Raw genomic sequence first — 13,752 nt, 5'->3', positions numbered from 1 at the left:
GGTTCACTCCCCGTTCCCGGCGGCAAGGGCCTGCTCGGCGTAACGACTGTAGGCGTTGATGATGAGCTGGACCAGGGAGTGGCGGACCACGTCCTTGTCCGTGAAGTAGCAGAAACGGATCCCCCGGATGTCCCGCAGGATGTCCCGTGCCTGGACGAGCCCCGAGGTCTTGCCGAAGGGCAGGTCGATCTGGGTGATGTCCCCCGTCACCACCACCTTGGAGCCGGGCCCGATGCGGGTCAGGAACATCTTCATCTGTTCGGGCGTGGTGTTCTGGGCCTCGTCCAGGATGATGAAGGAGTCGCTGAGGGTCCGGCCCCGCATGAAGGCCAGCGGGGCGATCTCGATGATCTCCTTCTCCAGCAGCTTCTGTACCTTCTCGTAGTCCAGCATGTGGTAAAGGGCGTCGTAGAGAGGCCGGAGGTAGGGGTTGACTTTCTCCTGCATGTCGCCGGGGAGAAAACCCAGCTTCTCACCAGCCTCCACCGCGGGCCGGGTCAGGATGATCTTGTAGACCTTCTTCTCCAGCAGGTGGGCCACGGCCACCGCCACGGCGAGAAAGGTTTTTCCCGTGCCCGCCGGCCCGATGGCGAAGACGAGGTCGTGGGCGAGGATCTCGTTGACGTAGGCGGTCTGGTTGGCTGTCTTGGGCTGGATGACCCGGTGACCCGCCCGGATGGAGGCGCGCTTGACGATGAAGTCCCGCAGGGAAAGCCCGGTGTTGTCGGCGATTTCCCGGAAGGCCCGGCGGACCGTCTCCCCGTCCAGGGTGTGACCGTCCGCCACCAGGGAGGAGAACTCCGAGAGGACCCGGTGGGCGGCCCCGACGTCCTCGTCCGCCCCCTGGATGGTCAGCACGTTGCCACGAAGGTGGATGTCCACGTTGTAGAGCGACTCGAGGAGTTTGAGGCTCTCCTTCTGTTTCGCCAGGAGGAATTCGGCGCTCTGGGCGCTCAGTTCGAGGGGATTCGGCACCGCGGACCATCCTTCGTCCCGAAATCGGGCCGATCTTATCAGGATTCCCCCTCTCCGTCAACGACCCCACGAAAAGCTTACCCGTGACGGACGCCATCGGACGAGGTGTCCACGCCGCACCAGGCGAACCAGAGGGTTCCGAGGATATCGAACCCGAAAGCCGTCAGCAGGTTGATTTCAGGCGACAGGCGCCAAAGCAGCGCGCCGCCGAACTCGGCCTCGGAAACGATCACATCTCGCATTCAAAGACGATTGTGCTTTCCTCAAGGGACATCCGGCCGACAACCCCGGAGATCCTCTTGAAATCTGCCATGACGTGAAAAAAATTCATTTTTTACTTGAACTGGAGAAGGATTTGGTCTATTTTGACCCCCGATTGCCGCGCGGGAGGAACGTCCCGCCGACAAGCCCTGAATCGACATCTTAATCCCATTAGGAGGCTTTCATGAACAAGGGTGATCTGATCAAGAAAATGGCCACTGACGCCGAGATCAAGCAGGTCCAGGCCGCCAAGGCCTTCTCCGCCATGATCGACGGCATCGCCGAGGCCCTCAAGACCGGCGACCGCGTGACCCTGGTGGGCTTCGGCACCTTCAAGGTTGCCACCCGCAAGGCCCGCACCGGCCTGAACCCCCAGACCAAGAAAAAGATGAACATCCCCGCCCGCAAGGTGCCCAAGTTCACGCCGGGAAAGGGACTGAAGGACAAAATCTGACGGGATCCCCCCTGAACGAAAAGAAACCCCCGTGCATACGGGGGGTTTTTTTTTTCTGTGCCGAGGAGAAGATCAATCGCCGGTGATTCAAACGCCGGGATGTCGGGGCCCCTTCGCGTGTCCTGTTCCCCTGGAAAGATTCTCCCCCTTCATCGTGAGGCCGCCCCTCACATGGACATGGGCATGACGACATACTTGTAGGTGAAATCCAGCTCGTTGACGGGCCGGAACAGGCTGGGCGACTGCGGCCCCGTGAAGTCGAAACTCACTTCGGGGACCTCCAGAACGTTCAGGAACTCCAGGAGGTACTGGCTGTTAAACCCCAGTTCCGTGGGGTCGCCCTGGTAGGAGACGGAGATATCCTCCTCGGCCTCCCCGCGGCTCTGGTTCTCGCTCCGCAGGATGAGGCTGTCCTTTTCCAGCCTGAACAACACCCGTTTCGACTCCACGTCCGTGAGGATGTTGGCCCTCAGGATCGCCTCCTTGAGAGCCCCCACGTCCAGCTTGATGTGGCTGACCAGGTTGCGGGGGATGACCATGTCGAAGTTGGGGAACTGCCCCGCCAGCATCCGGGAAACCAGGAACTTGTTCTCGAAACGGAAGAAGAGCCGGTTCTCGTCGTGGGTGAAGGTGACTTCCGCCTTGCTTCCCTGAAGGAGTTTCAGCAGTTCGCCCACCGTTTTCTTCGGGAGGATGATCTTGATCTCGTTTTCGATGGTCTCGAAGTGTTTGGTGGTCTCCACGTAGGACATCCGGTGGCCGTCGGTGGACACCATCTTGATGTAGTTCCGGTTGATGACGATGAGCACACCGTTCAGGGTGAACCGGGCCTGTTCCTGGAAGGACGTGGAGAACACCGTCATCTGCAGCATTTTCCGGAGGATGTCGGCCGGGATCTGGATGGGTGCCCCCTTCATCTCGGGGATCTCGGGGAAGGTCTCGTCCGGGAGGAAAACCAGCTTGAACTTCGCCTTCCCCGACTGAATGACGATCCGGTCCTGGACGTCCTTCACGATGGAGATGTCGGTCTTTTCCGGCATGAGGCGGATGATGTCCGAAAACTCCCTGGCGGGAACGGCCAGCCCCCCCGGTTCATCCACCTCCGCCGCGCAGGTCGTGGTGACGCAGAGGTCCATATCGCTCCCGGCCAGCAGGATGGGTTTTCCCGGTCCGTCCGCGCGAACCAGGATGTGGGACAGGATCGGCATCTTCGCCGACTTGGCGCTTTTCTCCACGATGGGGATGATGTAGGAAAGCTCGTTGAGGAGTTCGCTGCGCTTTGCCCGTATTCTCATCTCGATTCTCCAATCTATAGAGTGAGTGTGATCGTCGTCGTCGTAACACCTGTGAAAAACTGAAAAAACGAGTCAGATTCCCTCTTTTCAGCAGCTAAGTCTGTTCATCAACTGTGAGGGAATAACGTCTGTTCTCCCCCTTCCCTGTTGAAAGACCCGTTGGAAAGAACTGTGAAAAACGGACCCTGTGAAACGTGTGGAAAAGGGTCCTATCCCTATCGGATCAGGTTGGTCAACTTGTTGATGACCGTGCGCAGTTCCATGTCCTTTTCCTTGTTCTTTTCGATCTTCTTGATGGCGTGCAGGACCGTGGTGTGGTCCTTGCCGCCGAAAGCCTCCCCGATTTTGGGGAGGGAATAATCCGTGAGCTGGCGGGTCAGGTACATGGCCAGGTGACGCGGGTGGGAAACGCTTCGGGAGTTGTTCTTCGACTGGATGTCCTGCACCTTGATCTTGAAGTAGTTGGCAACCGTTTTCAGGACCCGGTCAACGGTGACGACACGCTGTTCGGGCGGGGTGATGTTGGTGAGCACCCGCTTGGCCAGGGCCAGGTTGACACTCTCCCCGGTCAGCGACGAGTAGGCGATGAGCCGAATGAGGGAACCTTCGAGTTCCCGGACGTTGGAACGCAGGTTGTCGGCGATGTAGTAGAGAACGTCGTAGGGGAAAACCACGTTTTCGGCTTCCGCCTTTTTCTGGAGTATGGCGATTCGCGTCTCGAGGTCAGGGGGTTCGATGTCGGCGATGATCCCCCACTCGAAGCGGGAAGAAAGGCGTTCCTCGAGTTTGGCGATGTCCTTGGGGTGACAGTCGCTGCTGATGATGATCTGTTTCTGGTTGTCGTAGAGCGCGTTGAAGGTGTGGAAGAACTCCATCTGGGTCTGGGCCTTCCCCGCGATGAACTGGATGTCGTCTATGAGGAGGACGTCGATGTTGCGGTATTTCTCCCGGAAGTCGAGCATCTTGTCGTGGCGGATGCAGTTGATCATCTCGTTCATGAAGCGTTCGGAGGAGATGTAGACCAGCTTCAGATGGGGGTTGTTGTGGAGGATCGTGTGACCGATGGCGTGCATCAGGTGCGTCTTGCCCAGGCCCACCCCGCCGTAAAAGTAGACCGGGTTATAGGTGAAGAAGGGCTTCTCCACCACGGCCATGGCCACCGCGTGGGGAAACTGGTTGCACGGACCCACCACGAAGGTGTCGAATCGATACTTCGGGTTCAGTCTCGCGTCGCCGATCGGGGCGAGGATGCCGTCCCCGGGCGCGGGGACTTTCTCCGGGCGGATGTAGCCGTTGGCGTCGCTCTCGCTGTCCACCACGAACTTGAGTCGGAAACGGTCGATGGAGAGCTTCCGCTGGATGTCCTGGAGCATGTCCGAGAAGCTCTCCGTGATCCACTCCTTGTAGTAGCGGCTGGGGACCTTCACGATGATCTCGTCATCGGACACTTTCACCAGCCCGGTCTCTGAAAACCAGGTTCTGAAACACTCCTCGTCGACTTCCGTCTTGAGCCTGTCGAGAATCTGAAGCCAGTGATCCGTCATCGTTTCACACTTTTCGCTGCGGTTCGAGACCAACGGGACCCCGGTCGGGGATGCGGTGATCGGGCAAGCCGATTATAGACGAAAGGGTTCCGAATGGAAAGGCTATTTTCCGGTCGAACCGGCATCCGGCGCGTTTATAATGGGCTGCGCGGGAAGGAAAGGTTCCCGCTCGACGGGAGAGGGCAAAGGAGCGAACGATGGAGGAAATACTCGTCGGCGAAACGGGTTCGGGACCCTTCCGGGATTATCTCCGCCGGGTGTTCCGGGAGGAAACGGGAGCGGGGGAAGAGACGGCGCCCGTGACGGAAATCGGCGCCGGGGGCAGCCCCCGTCGATTTTTCAGGGTGGGGACCTACCCGCGGTCCCTCGTGGGGATGTGGAGCCCGAGCCCGCCCTCGGGGCCGAACGGCGTCACCGAGAACGAGAGTTTTCTCTACGTGGCTGGGCTGTTCCGTCGCATCGGGCTTCCCGTGCCGGCAGTGCACCGGTCCGACCCCGAACGGGGGTGGTTCGTCCTGGAGGACGCCGGTCCGACGCTGCTCCACGACCTTCTGGGAGACACTTCCCGGCAGGCTGAGGCGGAGGACGGTTACCGACGTGCCCTGGAATTTCTGGTGATCCTTCAGCGCGGGGCCGGCGACCGCTTCGAACCGTCGAAGACCCACAACCCGGCCTACGATGGCGCTTTCGCCCGACGGTTCGAATCGGGATACTTCGAGGAACGTTTCCTGGCGCCCTGGAGAGAGGGGCGGATCCCGGGGTGCGGGGCCGGGGAGGGACTTCCGGGCGCCGAGGGGCCGGCGGAAGCATTGAAAGCAGACCTGGACGCCCTGGCCGGGGACATCGACCGGATGAAGACCCCCTTCACGGTGATCCACCGGGACTATCAGAGCACCAACCTCACGGTGGGGCCCCGGGGGGTATACCTCCTCGATTTCCAGGGGGCGCGCCTCGGCCCGCCCCAGTACGACGTGGCTTCCCTTCTCCTGGACCCGTACGCGGACCTCGACCCTGCGAGGCAGGACCGGTGGATGGCTTTTTACCTGGACGCCGCCGAGCGGGCGAACACTTCCTTTGAACGGGCCACTTTCGCAACCGAGTTTCCCCGGGTGGCCGCGCACCGCCTTCTGCAAGCCCTCGGGGCCTACGGGTTCCTGGCGCTGGACAGGGGAAAGGGGCGTTTCCTGGCCCATGTTCCCGCCGCGGTCAACCAGCTCCACCGCCTGGTGGTCAAGGAGCCCTGCCTGTCACGATACCCGGTTTTCTCCGCCCTCGTGAGGGGCTTGAAACGGGCTTTCCCTACTCCAGCCGCGTGACCGGCCCGAGTTTCTTCAGCTTGTCCATCTCCTTGACGTCGCCCACGACGACGTAGACCATGCGGGAGACGTCGAAGCACTTCACGGCCATCTCCTTGAGCTGTTCGGGCGTGATGGCCATGACTTTCGCGGGGTACTCGTCGATGAAAGCGTAGGGGCGCCCGAGAAGGTCCAGGGTCATGAAGACCTTGAGCAGTTCCATGACGGAGGTGAATTTTCTTGCGACGCTGGTCCGGAGGGCGCTTTTCCCTGCCTGGAACTCCCCGTCGGTGAACTTGCCCTGGCGGAAGATGTCCAGGATCCAGAGCATGGCGTCGATGGCCCGCTCCGTGGACTCGGTTTTGGTCCGGCAACGGGCGACGTAGGCGAAATTCCCGAGGAAGTCGGTGTTCAGGAGGGAGTCCACCCGGTAGGCGAGCCCTTCCCGGTCCCGCACCTGCTGGGTGAACCGCGAGGCGAAGTCGCCGCCGCCGGTGACGTGGTTGACGAGGTTGAGCAGCGGGATCTCGGGCCTTACCTCCTCGGGAAGGAGGACGCCGAAGTAGATGGAACTCTGGTTGACGTTCCGCTGGACAAGGTAAACGCCCGGAACGGGGCTGGGGCGGGGCGGCCTGGGTATGATCAGTTCGCGGTTGGGGGGCGCTCCCTGGTAGTACTGATCCCACAAGGCCAGGAAGTCCTTCTCCTTGAAGTCGCCGGTGACGGCGATGGCGATGTTGGCGGGGCAGTACCAGTCCGTGTAGAACTTCTTCACGTCCTCGAGGGTGACCTTCTCGATCCCGTCGAGGGCGAAGATGTAGCCGTAGGGGTGTTTCGGGTACAGCAGGTTGTAGAATTTCTTCCGGCAGACGTAAAAGGGGTCGTCCGACGCGGCGGCGTCTTCCGCCTGCATCCGCTTGAGGACGAACTTCAGACGCTCCTCGCTGAAGCCGGGGCTGGAGAGGACGCCGGCCAGGATCTTGATCAGGGATTCCAGGTGACGGGAGGGGATGGACCCGTCGATGGTGACCCAGTCGGGGCCGCACTCCATCTCGAACTGGCCGGCGTAGAAGTCCAGGGTGGCTTCCATGGTCTCGGTGGTCATGCCGGCGCTGCCGCACTCCCGGACCATCCGGGCGGTGACCTTCGCGGTGTGCGGGGTGCGGTCCGTCTCGAAGACGGCGCCGGCGCCCACCCGGCAGTGAACGGTCACCATGGGGACCGTGTCGTCGGGTTTGAGGTAGAATTTCAGCCCCGACGCCGACGTGACCTTCCGGTAGTTGACCCCTTCCACGGGGATTTTCCAGTCGAGGGGCGCGGACGCCAGCTTGAGGAGGACCTTCGACCCCTTGCTGACGTTCTCGGGCATCTCGGCCCGGACGGACAGGGAGAACAGGAGGACGGCCGCGAGGGCCCCGGCACGGAGTCTCACTTCTTCACCTCCTTCTCGGGGGCGGCCGGCATCATCCAGGCCACGGTGCGGTTCTCCCGGGCGAAATACTGCCGGGCGACCCGCTGGATGTCCTGGGCCGTGACGTTCTGGATCAGCTTGAGGTAATCGTTGAAGGCGAAGGGGTCGTCGGAGAAGTCGAGCCCCTCCGCCAGGACGACGGCGAGTTCCTCCCGGTCGTTGAGCCGTTGCAGCATCTGCCCGGTGACCTTGGCCCGGGCGGTTTCGAGGACCCGCGCGGTCACTTCCTGGGCCTTGAGTTTCTCGAGGGCGTCCAGGATGATCTTCTCGAGGTCCGACAGTTCCACGTCCTTCTCCGCCACGGCCGAGACGGTGAAGAGGCCGGGGTAGCGTTTCATCTCCCAGATCCCCGTGGAGAACTCGGCCGCCTTGCCGCCCAGGGTCAGCTCCTTGTACAGGACGCTGCTCCGCCCGCGGGAAAGGAGGGCGTCGATCATCTCCAGGACCGGGTAGTCCGGGTGCCCGAAACCGGGGCGGTGAAAGCCGATCATCAGCCGCGGCGTCCCCTCGAAGGTCACGGTCAACCGCTTTTCACCCAACTGCGGGGGCTCGAGGGTCATGGCCACGGGGCGGGGAATGTCCTGGGCGGGGATCTTGCCGAAGTACTTCCGGATGAGGGCTTCGGCCGGACCGGGCTGGAAGTCGCCCACCAGCACGAGGATGGCGTTGTTGGGGGCGTAGTAGAGGCGGTGGTACTCCGCCACGTCGCGGCGCGTGTAGTTCTCGATGTCCGACCGCCACCCGATGACGTCCCAGCGATAGGAGTGGGCGGTGAAGGCCGCGGCCAGGAACCGCTCGATCATCACGCCGTCCGGCTGGGTCTCGGTGGTCTGCCGGCGTTCCTCGAGGATCACGTCCCGCTCGGAGTAGAACTCCCGGAACACGGGCTCTTTCATGCGGGCGGACTCGAAGTAGGCCCAGGCTTCCAGGCAGTTGGACGGGAAGAACTCCATGTAGTGGGTCCGGTCGAAGCTGGTGTCGGCGCCCAGCCGGGAAAAACCCGCCTGGGTGGTGGCCACGTCCACGTCGTTCTGGACGGTGACGATCTTCAGGGTCACGTTGAGCCCCTTGATCTTGAGCAGGAGTTTCTGGATCTCCTCGTCGGAGTTTTCCACCGGCCGGTTCATCATGGCCCGGGTCCGGATGTCGAGGACCTGGGCGAACATCTGGTCCTGCTCCTGCATGGGCCCCTGTTCCAGGTCGTAGTTGGCCGTCTGGAGTTCCTTCGTCCCCTTGAACATCATGTGCTCCAGCATGTGCGACATGCCCGTCAGCCCGGCGCTCTCGTTGGCCGAACCCACCCGGTAGCGCACCAGGGAGTGGACGATGGGCGTGTCGTGGCGCGGGGCGAAGATGACCTGCAGGCCGTTGTCGAGCTTGAAGGTCCGCACGTCGATCCGGACGTTCTCCCCGCCGGCGGCGAAGGTCGTCATCAGGGTCGCGATCGCCAGAAAACGCAAGTGCTTCATGGCCGCTCCATTCGTTACTGAACTGAAGTCATTATACAAGCCGGCACCTTCTTCGGCAAACTATTTCGCGGGCGGCAAAACCGGGTTCCCCGGGGAGTTTTCCCCGCCGGCGGGCGCCATCGCGCCGGGGCCGGAAAGTCCTCCTCCGGCGGTCTTGAATCGCGGGCCGGGATGGGGTAGAATCCGCCCGACATTTTTTCGGGAGGAAACCATGCGCGATCGGAAAACCTGGATATCGGCCTCCGTGTTGATGCTCTGTCTCGTCGTGTCCGCCGGCTGCAAGGGCGGCGGGGGGGTGCCCGGACTCCCCGGGGGGGCCGCGGGGGCTGCCGGGCCGGGCGGCGTGCCGGTCGCCGGCCAGCCGGGGGACGTGAAGAACCTGCTCCGCAACGTCACCAGCTACGAGCTGGTCAGCGAGACGCAGGGACACCAGACCACCGTCCTGTTCAAGTTCAAGGACGGGGAGATCGTCCGCATGAAGGTGCAGACCCCCGGTGGCGGGTGGATGCTGACGATGAAGGACAAGGGCGAGACCTACATGTACAACCCCGCGATGAAAGCCGCCCTGAAGATGACGGACACGTCGGCCCGCGAGGGAAGCCCCGCCGGGCCGGTCCCCGAGGAACTGCGGAAGATGTCCGAGGGAATCGACCCCGGCGCCAAGGGCCTGGGGTCCGAGGTGATCGACGGCGCCGACTGCTGGGTCTACGAGGTCTCGGTCCCGGGTCACACGTCGAAGTCCTGGATTGACAAGCAGTACGGCCTGCCCCGGCGGCACGTGTCAGGCACCATGGTCATCAACTACAAGTACAACCGGATCAACGCGGTCCCCGATGCCGAGTTCGAGCTGCCCCCGGGCGTGGCGGTGAAGGACCTGACCCAGATGGGCGGGATGTCCGGCATGCCGGCCGGGGCCCCCGACCAGACCGGGGAGGACGGCGTCCCCCCCGAGACCGAATGAGGGGCGTTTTCCCGAAACCGGACGAACAAGCGGCCAGCCCCGAACGTATCCTGACAGGAACACGCCGGCCGGGAGGCCGAACGAATTCCAACATCCTACCGAGGTGACAAGATGAAACGAGTCGGAACCATCCTGTTTGCGCTGATGCTGGCCTGTGCCGCCGGCGTGTGGGCGGGTACGCCTTCGGACCTGCGCTACTTCATCCCCGAGGACTCCCAGGTGGTCCTGGAGTTCAGGGACCTTTCCATGATCCACGATGTCTTCAAGGTCACCGGCCTGCAGGAACAGATCCTTCAGGCGGCCGGGCCGGCCTTGTCCGGCATGCTCAAGGACCCGTCCTTCACGCTGGGCGCCGAGGACATGGACGACCTGGCCCGTTCCTCCATCGTGCTGGCCATGCGCATCTACGACCCCGTCACCCGGGCCGTCAGTCCCGGGGGGGTCGTCGCGTTCCGCCTGGGGAGCGCCAAGGTGCGGAACAAGGTCCTGGAGATGCTCCGGCCCATGGCCGAGAAAGGGCGGAAGGTGGGGTCCTTCACGGTGATGACCGAGACCACGGACGTCACGGGGCGCCCCCGGGAGTTGAAAACCATCGCTTTCGACGACGAGCTGATCGCCCTGGGTTACCAGTGCGACGTGGGCGAGTTCGCGGCGGCCCTGGTGGCGGGGGCCCGGCAATTCCGGTGGCCCTCCGCGGCCGTCAAGTCCATCCCCATGGAGTCCGGGGACCTCCGGTTCCGCGTCCTGGTGCGGTGCGGCGAGTTCGGGGACTGGCCGACCGCCATCCTGGACCAGGTGCTGCGGCAATTCGAAAAGCCCGCGAAGGCGGCGGAGGAAGCCGACAAGCCCGCCGGGACGGCGGAGGGGGAGAACCGGGAGGCCGGGGCCGCCGAAAAGGCAGCCCAGGCAGCCCTGATGGCCATTTTCCCGCCGGAGAAGATCCGCACGTTCGTGACGGGGCTCGGCCTCGACAAGCTTCGCGACGTCTCCGTGTCCCTCGAGGAAAAGGGGGAGACGTGCCGGGTCGCCTTCTCCCTTGGCCTGGCGGAAGGGTCCGGGATGCTCAACCGGTTCGCGAAGACCTTCGAGGGGGCGAAGCTCACCGCGCTCGATCTCTTCCCCGCGGACACCCGGTTCGGCATGGACGCCGTCATGGACCTCGGCGCCGTCTACACCATGCTCAAGGAGGACGCCGTCAAGGCCTTCGGCGACGCCCTGGCCACCGGGATCGGCATCGGGGAAGCCGGGTTGACCGCCCAGACGGGCCTTTCCCTGGGCGGCGAGATCTTCCCGGCCCTGGGACGGGAGATGGGCTTCCTCCAGGTCGGCTCGCTGAAGACGGACCACCCGGTCCTCCGCCTCCTTCCCTTCAACACGGTCTTCATGGTTCCCCGGAGCACGGAGGCCGTCGACAAAATCCTCCAGACCCTGTTCCAGCGGTTCGGGATCGAGGTGACCTCCGAGGCGGTCAAGGGCGGGAAGTGGTACCGTCTCATCGGCAAAGGGGACAAGGTGGTCACCGTCCACGTCCTTCTGCTGAACGGGGTCGTGTTCGTCTCCATGCTGCCCGACGCCGTCGCGGCCATCCGGGACGACTTCGCGGCCGGCAGGAACGTCCTGGCGAAGGACAGTTTCCGTTCGTACGCGGAAAAGGCCCGAAAGGACGGCGCGGTCGCCCTGTCCTTCTCCGCGGCCACCGACGAGAAGGAAATGCTGCTGGCCGCCCCGGAGTTCGCGCCTTTCATCCGGAAGGTCATCGACGCCGGGCTGTTCAAGCCGGGAGAGGCCTTCAGCGCCAGCTACAGCGGTCCGGACGGTTTCGTTTCCGTCTCCGAGATGCCCTCGTCCACCCTCAGGGGCGTCATGGCCCTGACCGTCTTCGTGGCGGACGAGCTGATGCGGAAGGAAGCCGCCAAACACCAGGAACCGGGGTACAGGGCGACGGAGCCCCCGGGCGACGACGGGGGAAAACCGGCGCCCGCCCCCGCCGGGGAAAAGCCGAGTGACCGATAGGGGCCGATTCCCGGGCTATGACGTGCTCGTCGTCGGCGGCGGGCACGCCGGGTGCGAGGCGGCCCACGCGGCCGCCCGCCTCGGGGCCCGGACCGGCCTGGTGACCCTCAACCTCGCCCTCCTGGCGGAGATGTCGTGCAACCCCGCCGTGGGGGGGATCGCCAAGGGACACCTGGTCCGGGAGATCGACGCCCTCGGGGGCATCCAGGGCATCCTGGCCGACCGGACCGGGATCCAGTTCAGACTCCTCAACCGGCGCCGGGGCCCCGCGGTCCAGGGGCCCCGGACCCAGACCGACAAGAACCGGTACCGCGCCGGGATGCGCCGGCTCCTCGAGGAGCTTCCGAACCTCCACCTCCTGCAGGGCGAGGTGACGGACCTCCGGGTGGAGGGCGGGCGGGTCCGGGGGGTGGACCTGCACGACGGCCGGACACTGACGGCCGCGGCCGTGGTGCTGGCCACGGGGACCTTCCTGGACGGGCTGATGCACATCGGCCAGCGCCGGATCCCGGCGGGACGGGCGGCGGAGCCTCCCTCCGTCCGCCTGGCGGAAAGTCTCCGGAGGCTCGGGTACGCGGTCTGCCGGCTGAAAACCGGGACCCCGCCGCGCCTCGACGGCGGAACCATCGACTGCTCCCGGCTGGAGACCCACGAAGCGGACCCCGAGCCGGTCTTCTTCTCCTTCGCCACGGAGCGGGCGGAGCTGCCCCAGGTGCGGTGCCACCTGGTGCACACCAACGAGGCGGTCCACCGGATCGTCCGGGAGAACCTCGGCCGGTCCCCGCTGTACAGCGGCCGAATCACCGGGGTGGGGCCGCGGTACTGCCCCTCCATCGAGGACAAGGTGGTGAAGTTTCCCCACCACCCCCGCCACCAGCTCTTCCTGGAGCCCGAGGGCCTGAACACCCGGGAGACGTACCTCAACGGCTTCTCCTCCAGCATGCCCCTGGACGTCCAGGACGCCATGCTGCGCGCACTGCCGGGGTTCGAGAACGCCGTCGTGATCCGGCCGGCCTATGCCATCGAGTACGACGTGGTGCAGCCCACCCAGCTCGGGCCCACCCTGGAGAGCCGGTGCGTCGAGGGCCTCTTTCACGCGGGCCAGATCAACGGGACCAGCGGTTACGAGGAAGCGGCGGGCCAGGGGATCGTGGCGGGGATCAACGCCGCCCGGCGTGCAGCGGGGAAAGAGGGGATCGTGGTGGACCGCACCGTGGGGTACCTCGGCATCATGATCCAGGACCTGGTCACGAAGGGCGTGGACGAGCCCTACCGGATGTTCACCTCGCGGGCGGAGATGCGCCTGCTCTTCCGCATCGACAACGCCGACCGGCGTTTGACGCCCCTCGGCCGGGAGGTCGGGCTGGTGGACGACGCCCGGTGGCGGGCCTACTCGGCCAAATACGAGGCGGTGGACCGGTTGGATCGCTGGGTGCGGACCCGTCACCTCTCGCCCGCGAGGGACGACCTCGCGGGTTTGCCGGAAAGGGTCCGGGACGCCGCGGGCACGGGCCGTCCCCTGCTCCAGTTGGTCCGGATGCCGGAGCTGCGGCTCCGGGACTTCCTTCCCCTCCTCGAGCGGGAAGGGCTCCCGACAACCTCCCCGGTGGTGGACCAGGTGGAGCACGACATCAAGTACGAGGGGTACATCGCCATGGGGGAGCAGGACCTCCGGAGGGTCGAGCGCCTGAAGGCCCGACCGATCCCGCCCGGCTTCGATTATTCGTCCGTGGCGTCGCTCTCGCGGGAAGTCCGCGAAAAACTGAACCGCCTCCGCCCGGCGACCCTGGCGGAGGCGGAGCTGATCCCGGGCATGACGCCCGCGGCCCTTTCCGCCCTTCATGCCCGCCTCGAGCGCGGCGAGAAGGGCGGAAAACCGGTCAAACCTGATGCCCTCGCAAAAAATCAGGCGGCGCTGAGGATGGGCGGGGGCGAATTTCGGGCCGGGTGAAAACGGAAATCGGTTCGGCCCCGGATTTTCCCGGACGGCCTTCCAAAAAACGAGAAGAGCATT

The 13,752-nt window shown here is 64.4% G+C and carries 11 protein-coding genes; 6 read left to right on the top strand and 5 right to left on the bottom strand.

The window, feature by feature from the left end; genetic code table 11:
* Positions 1 to 3 precede the first annotated feature (3 nt).
* Positions 4 to 957: a PhoH family protein gene (locus KA419_04890; GenBank protein MBP7865266.1), complete on the bottom strand. Its 954-nt coding sequence runs from the start codon at positions 955 to 957 to the stop codon at positions 4 to 6.
* A 101-nt stretch (positions 958 to 1,058) separates the two neighbouring features.
* Here KA419_04890 and KA419_04885 point away from each other — a divergent pair, with 101 nt between their 5' ends.
* Positions 1,059 to 1,295, top strand: a complete 237-nt coding sequence (locus KA419_04885; protein MBP7865265.1) for a hypothetical protein — start codon at positions 1,059 to 1,061, stop codon at positions 1,293 to 1,295.
* 125 nt (positions 1,296 to 1,420) lie between these two features.
* Positions 1,421 to 1,690, top strand: coding sequence for an HU family DNA-binding protein (locus tag KA419_04880; protein MBP7865264.1), 270 nt, complete (start codon positions 1,421 to 1,423; stop codon positions 1,688 to 1,690).
* A gap of 167 nt (positions 1,691 to 1,857) precedes the next feature.
* On the opposite strand, the gene dnaN is transcribed toward KA419_04880, so the two are convergent.
* Both dnaN and dnaA read right to left on the bottom strand, forming a co-directional pair.
* Positions 1,858 to 2,985 carry a DNA polymerase III subunit beta gene (dnaN, locus tag KA419_04875; protein MBP7865263.1) on the bottom strand — a complete coding sequence of 376 codons (1,128 nt, stop codon included), beginning with the start codon at positions 2,983 to 2,985 and terminating at the stop codon, positions 1,858 to 1,860.
* A 215-nt stretch (positions 2,986 to 3,200) separates the two neighbouring features.
* Positions 3,201 to 4,529 (bottom strand): chromosomal replication initiator protein DnaA, encoded by a 1,329-nt coding sequence (gene dnaA, locus KA419_04870; protein MBP7865262.1) that lies wholly within the window; start codon positions 4,527 to 4,529, stop codon positions 3,201 to 3,203.
* Between the two features lie 197 nt (positions 4,530 to 4,726).
* Here dnaA and KA419_04865 point away from each other — a divergent pair, with 197 nt between their 5' ends.
* Complete coding sequence (locus KA419_04865; GenBank protein ID MBP7865261.1) at positions 4,727 to 5,845, top strand: phosphotransferase; 1,119 nt, start codon at positions 4,727 to 4,729, stop codon at positions 5,843 to 5,845.
* Here KA419_04865 and KA419_04860 read toward each other — a convergent pair.
* The gene (locus tag KA419_04860; GenBank protein MBP7865260.1) at positions 5,829 to 7,256 is read right to left on the bottom strand and encodes an insulinase family protein; all 1,428 of its coding nucleotides are present in this window, start codon (positions 7,254 to 7,256) and stop codon (positions 5,829 to 5,831) included. The two genes, KA419_04865 and KA419_04860, sit on opposite strands and share 17 nt — an antisense overlap.
* Positions 7,253 to 8,764 (bottom strand): insulinase family protein, encoded by a 1,512-nt coding sequence (locus KA419_04855; GenBank protein MBP7865259.1) that lies wholly within the window; start codon positions 8,762 to 8,764, stop codon positions 7,253 to 7,255. Before KA419_04855 ends, KA419_04860 begins: the two co-directional genes overlap by 4 nt.
* Before the next feature lie 211 nt (positions 8,765 to 8,975).
* Between KA419_04855 and KA419_04850 the strand changes: the two genes are divergently transcribed.
* From KA419_04850 to mnmG, 3 genes are all read left to right on the top strand, one after another.
* Complete coding sequence (locus tag KA419_04850) at positions 8,976 to 9,725, top strand: hypothetical protein (GenBank protein MBP7865258.1); 750 nt, start codon at positions 8,976 to 8,978, stop codon at positions 9,723 to 9,725.
* Positions 9,726 to 9,836: 111 nt separating this feature from the next.
* The gene (locus tag KA419_04845; GenBank protein MBP7865257.1) at positions 9,837 to 11,738 is read left to right on the top strand and encodes a hypothetical protein; all 1,902 of its coding nucleotides are present in this window, start codon (positions 9,837 to 9,839) and stop codon (positions 11,736 to 11,738) included.
* Entirely contained in the window at positions 11,728 to 13,689 is a 1,962-nt protein-coding gene (mnmG, locus tag KA419_04840; GenBank protein ID MBP7865256.1) for a tRNA uridine-5-carboxymethylaminomethyl(34) synthesis enzyme MnmG, read from the top strand. The genes KA419_04845 and mnmG overlap by 11 nt, the downstream gene beginning before the upstream one ends.
* Positions 13,690 to 13,752 lie beyond the last annotated feature (63 nt).

It is taken from the genome of Acidobacteriota bacterium, from assembly GCA_018001935.1.
Classification (GTDB): Bacteria; Acidobacteriota; JAAYUB01; order JAAYUB01; family JAAYUB01; genus JAGNHB01.
Note: the sequence above shows the minus strand (reverse complement) of the source record. Positions and strands in the feature narration are given on the sequence as shown.